The 4800-nt window shown below is 49.1% G+C and carries 4 protein-coding genes, 4 tRNA genes and 2 rRNA genes; 9 read left to right on the forward strand and 1 reads right to left on the reverse strand.

Annotation, left to right across the window (positions count from 1 at the left end; genetic code table 11):
- The 4 genes from BM373_RS21275 to birA form a co-directional block, all read left to right on the forward strand.
- Nucleotides 1–73, forward strand: a 23S ribosomal RNA gene (locus BM373_RS21275); the annotation flags it as partial.
- Nucleotides 74–171: 98 nt separating this feature from the next.
- Nucleotides 172–287 (forward strand): 5S ribosomal RNA (gene rrf, locus BM373_RS21280).
- Nucleotides 288–420: 133 nt separating this feature from the next.
- On the forward strand, nt 421–1449 hold the full coding sequence (gene murB / locus BM373_RS21285; protein ID WP_090466150.1) for a UDP-N-acetylmuramate dehydrogenase: 1029 nt from the start codon (nt 421–423) through the stop codon (nt 1447–1449).
- Nucleotides 1446–2408 carry a bifunctional biotin--[acetyl-CoA-carboxylase] ligase/biotin operon repressor BirA gene (gene birA / locus BM373_RS21290; protein WP_090466153.1) on the forward strand — a complete coding sequence of 321 codons (963 nt, stop codon included), beginning with the start codon at nt 1446–1448 and terminating at the stop codon, nt 2406–2408. The genes murB and birA overlap by 4 nt, the downstream gene beginning before the upstream one ends.
- 35 nt (nt 2409–2443) lie before the next feature.
- On the opposite strand, the gene coaA is transcribed toward birA, so the two are convergent.
- Complete coding sequence (coaA, locus tag BM373_RS21295; RefSeq protein WP_090466156.1) at nt 2444–3394, reverse strand: type I pantothenate kinase; 951 nt, start codon at nt 3392–3394, stop codon at nt 2444–2446.
- Nucleotides 3395–3841: 447 nt separating this feature from the next.
- Between coaA and BM373_RS21300 the strand changes: the two genes are divergently transcribed.
- The 5 genes from BM373_RS21300 to BM373_RS21320 form a co-directional block, all read left to right on the forward strand.
- A tRNA-Thr gene (locus BM373_RS21300) sits at nt 3842–3917 on the forward strand.
- An 8-nt stretch (nt 3918–3925) separates the two neighbouring features.
- Nucleotides 3926–4010 (forward strand) — tRNA-Tyr (locus tag BM373_RS21305).
- A gap of 116 nt (nt 4011–4126) precedes the next feature.
- Nucleotides 4127–4201, forward strand: a tRNA-Gly gene (locus BM373_RS21310).
- Nucleotides 4202–4207: 6 nt separating this feature from the next.
- Nucleotides 4208–4283, forward strand: a tRNA-Thr gene (locus BM373_RS21315).
- 118 nt (nt 4284–4401) lie between these two features.
- On the forward strand, nt 4402–4800 hold a 399-nt coding region (locus BM373_RS21320; RefSeq protein WP_143102691.1), incomplete at its 3' end, for a GTP-binding protein.

A 4800-nucleotide genomic window follows, 5' to 3' on the forward strand; every position in this document is an offset into this window, starting at 1 on the left:
TTGATAGGCCGGGTGTGTAAGCGCAGCGATGCGTTGAGCTAACCGGTACTAATGAACCGTGAGGCTTAACCTTACAACGCCGAAGCTGTTTTGGCGTGATTTGAGAGTACGATTTTCAGCCTGATACAGATACCATCAACAGGTCACAGGACGTGTTGATAACAGAATTTGCCTGGCGGCACTAGCGCGGCGGTCCCACCTGACCCCATGCCGAACTCAGAAGTGAAACGCCGTAGCGCCGATGGTAGTGTGGGGTCTCCCCATGCGAGAGTAGGGAACTGCCAGGCATCAATCAAGTGAAGAGGCCATCCGGAAGGATGGCCTTTTTGCGTTTTAACTCCTCACCTGTAACGACTCTCCACAAGCGATCCCGCTATATATACTGTAAACTATCCAGGTTTTTGTCTCTGGATGGCCTCTATGAATCACTCCCTTAAACCCTGGAACACATTTGGCATTGAGCGTGATGCAGCACTGATCGTTCGCGCTGAAAATGAGCAACAATTATTCAATGCCTGGAAAGATGCGGTTAAAAACCAGCAACCTGTTTTGATATTAGGGGAAGGAAGTAACGTTCTTTTCCTGGAAGATTTTGCCGGCACCGTCATTGTGAACCGCATCATGGGTATTCATATAGAAGAGCAGGCTGATGCATGGCTACTGCACGTGGGGGCAGGGGAAAACTGGCATAAACTGGTGCAGTTTACGCTTGAGCAAGGAATGCCTGGTCTGGAAAATTTAGCGCTCATCCCAGGTTGTGTTGGCTCATCGCCTATTCAGAATATCGGTGCCTATGGCCTTGAGTTACAGCACGTTTGTGAATACGTTGATTGCATTGAGCTTGAAACAGGCAACCCTCTTCGTCTCAGTGCTGAAGAGTGTCGTTTTGGTTATCGTGACAGTATCTTCAAGCATGAATATCAGGATCGCTATGCCATTGTTGCAGTAGGCTTACGGTTGCCTAAAGTGTGGCAACCCATCCTGTCTTATGGTGACCTGACGCGTTTGGCTCCGGCAACCGTTACGCCTAAAGCAGTTTTTGATTCGGTCTGTCACATGCGTATGACTAAACTTCCCGATCCTAAAGTGAACGGTAATGCGGGCAGCTTCTTCAAAAACCCGGTAATAACAGCAGAAGATGCACAGACATTACTCATACAGTTTCCTGACATTCCACATTACCCTCAGGCAGATGGAAGCGTGAAGCTGGCGGCGGGATGGCTCATCGACAGGTGCGATTTAAAAGGCACCCGTATCGGCGGCGCAGCGGTACATCAACATCAGGCGCTTGTGCTGATTAATGCCAGTTGCGCCACCGGTCAGGATGTGGTCGAACTGGCTCATCTGGTGCGGCAACGCGTCGGCGAGAAATTTAACGTCTGGCTTGAGCCGGAAGTCCGGTTTATTGGCCAGACAGGTGAAGTCAATGCTGTGGAGATCATCGCGTGAAGGACAATACTATCCCGTTGACCCTGATTTCCATCCTGGCTGATGGTGAGTTTCATTCAGGAGAACAACTGGGTGAGCGGCTGGGCATGAGTCGGGCAGCCATTAATAAGCATGTGCAGACGTTACGCGACTGGGGAGTGGACGTCTTTACGGTGCCAGGTAAGGGCTATAGCCTGCCAGAACCCATCCAGTTACTGGATGAAGAAATCATCAATCAGCAGATCAGTCAGGGAACCGTAGCCGTTTTACCGGTCATTGACTCTACAAATCAGTATCTGATGGACCGGATTAGCCAGTTACAGTCGGGTGATGCCTGCGTTGCTGAGTACCAGCAGGCCGGGCGCGGCCGCCGTGGTCGCAAATGGTTTTCTCCTTTTGGCGCTAACTTGTATCTGTCTATGTTCTGGCGTCTGGAGCAGGGCCCTGCGGCGGCAATTGGTCTGAGCCTGGTGATTGGTATCGTTATGGCGGAAGTGCTGCGCGATTTAGGTGCCGAGCAGGTGCGGGTAAAATGGCCGAATGATTTATATCTTCAGGATCGTAAACTCGCGGGTATTCTTGTTGAGCTGACGGGCAAAACCGGGGATGCCGCACAAATCGTTATCGGTGCAGGTATTAACCTTGCCATGCGAAATGTCGAAACGGATGTGATCAATCAGGGCTGGATCAATCTTCAGGAAGCGGGTCTTACTGTTGATCGAAATACGCTTGCCGTTCGCCTTATCGCTGAATTGCGCGCAGCATTAGTCTTATTCGAACAAGAGGGGCTGAGTCCTTATCTTTCGCGTTGGGAAAAGCTGGATAACTTTATTAATCGGCCTGTTAAATTGATTATTGGTGATAAAGAAATTTTCGGCATTTCACGCGGAATAGATACGCAGGGAGCACTACTTCTTGAACAGGACGGTATTATCAAGCCCTGGGTTGGCGGTGAAATATCATTAAGAAGCGCAAGTTAGAAGGGAAAGGAGAGCGCAATGCTCTCCTTTTTTTGTTATTTCCGCAGACGGACTTGTTCAACAGCATGGTTAGCGCTTTTGGTCATGATAAGACTCGCCCGCTCACGCGTTGGAAGGATGTTTTCTTTAAGATTCAAATAATTAATCTCTTCCCATAATGAAGTGGCAATATTTACCGCTTCTTCTTCCGACAATTTTGCATAGCTGTGGAAGTAAGAGTCCGGATCGGTAAATGCGCCTTCACGGAATTTCAGGAAGCGATTAATGTACCAGGTCTGTAATAGCTCTTCAGGTGCATCCACATAGATAGAAAAATCAACAAAATCAGAAACAAATACATGGTGAGGATCATGAGGGTAATCCATACCACTTTGTAAGACGTTTAATCCTTCGAGAATTAAAATATCCGGCTGTGTGACTGTTTTGTCCCCCTCAGGGATCACATCGTAAATCAGATGAGAATAAACCGGCGCAGTAACATCTGGCGCACCCGATTTAAGATCGGAAACGAATTTCACCAGACGGTGCATATCATAAGATTGCGGGAAACCTTTCTTCTTCATCAACCCCCGATCTTTCAACACCTGGTTAGGATGCAAAAAGCCATCGGTAGTAATCAATTCAACGCGGCGATGTTCAGGCCAGCGGCTCAGCAGCGCCTGTAGGACACGTGCCGTCGTACTTTTCCCTACGGCCACGCTACCGGCAATACTAATGATATAAGGAATGCGTTCCCCATTAGTGCCAAGGAACTGCTCAAGAACGGCCTGACGGCGTAGATTGGAACTGATATAGAAGTTGAGTAAGCGTGATAACGGCAGATAAATCTCTGCGACCTCTTCCAGGGAGAGATCTTCATTGATGCCCTTTAACCGTGCAATTTCCCCTTCGGTCAGCGTCATTGGCACTGAATCACGAAGCGCTGCCCACTGGTGACGGTTAAACTCCAGATAAGGGGTCATTAACGATTGATCTTTTTTACTCATAAGCATAGTTCTGCCTGCGATGCACATTTACTCACTGCCCGAAGACGAAAGAGCCTGCGGGACACGGTCTATAAAGACGACATAAAGGCATGCTGCATTTAGTTAATTGAGACAATAGGCAGGAGGGTAACACCAGATGAAAAGGAATAATAAGAAAAAATCGCCTTAAGTGATGCTTTCGCCGGGGTGCATCACGGTATGCAGAACAGAGAGAGTTAAAACAAGGTTAACGGCGGAGATAAAGTCGGCATATACCGGAGAGGATAGGGTGCCAGGCCGACAGGCTTTCGGAACTTACGATCTATAAAACGCTGAATAATCGTCCTGCATTGATTGAAATAACAGCATTTTTGCAGGCGGAAGCACAAAATGTGAGCGATAGAACGGTTTATGCGATTTTTTTGTTGCATGAGAGCGTCGGTCTACCTAGAATGCGCGCTACTTGATGCCGACTTAGCTCAGTAGGTAGAGCAACTGACTTGTAATCAGTAGGTCACCAGTTCGATTCCGGTAGTCGGCACCATCAAGTCCGGTGGGGTTCCCGAGCGGCCAAAGGGAGCAGACTGTAAATCTGCCGTCACAGACTTCGAAGGTTCGAATCCTTCCCCCACCACCACTTTCTGGCAGCATTATTGCCGCCGGAGCTGGTTGAAAGAATAATCAGCTCGAACTTAAAAAGAGAGAAATCTCTTTTTTTGTTACAGAAAGAACTGGGTAGCCGAGTTTCAGGATGCGGGCATCGTATAATGGCTATTACCTCAGCCTTCCAAGCTGATGATGCGGGTTCGATTCCCGCTGCCCGCTCCAATACGTGCTGATATGGCTCAGTTGGTAGAGCGCACCCTTGGTAAGGGTGAGGTCCCCAGTTCGACTCTGGGTATCAGCACCACTTCACTTCTCCCTCCCGTTTCTCTCTGTTTCAATTTAAATGTATTCAACAGTTCAGGCATGTTGCCTGGTTGATGTGGTGATATCACCGATTTATCCGTGTCTTAGAGGGACAATCGATGTCTAAAGAAAAGTTTGAACGTACAAAACCGCACGTTAACGTCGGTACTATCGGCCACGTTGACCATGGTAAAACAACGCTGACCGCTGCCATCACTACCGTTCTGGCTAAAACCTACGGTGGTTCTGCTCGTGCATTCGACCAGATCGATAACGCGCCGGAAGAAAAAGCTCGTGGTATCACCATCAACACCTCTCACGTTGAATATGACACCCCGACCCGCCACTACGCACACGTAGACTGCCCGGGCCACGCCGACTATGTTAAAAACATGATCACCGGTGCTGCCCAGATGGATGGCGCGATCCTGGTTGTTGCTGCGACTGACGGCCCGATGCCGCAGACCCGTGAGCACATCCTGCTGGGTCGCCAGGTAGGCGTTCCGTTCATCATCGTG

Origin of the sequence: Enterobacter sp. kpr-6, from assembly GCF_900116015.1 — a bacterium.
GTDB lineage: Bacteria > Pseudomonadota > Gammaproteobacteria > Enterobacterales > Enterobacteriaceae > Enterobacter_D.

Coding starts and splice junctions, on each gene's coding strand:
- murB (WP_090466150.1), top strand. CDS start 421: ATGAATCACTCCCTTAAACCCTGGAACACATTTGGCATTGAGCGTGAT.
- coaA (WP_090466156.1), bottom strand. CDS start 3,394: ATGAGTAAAAAAGATCAATCGTTAATGACCCCTTATCTGGAGTTTAAC.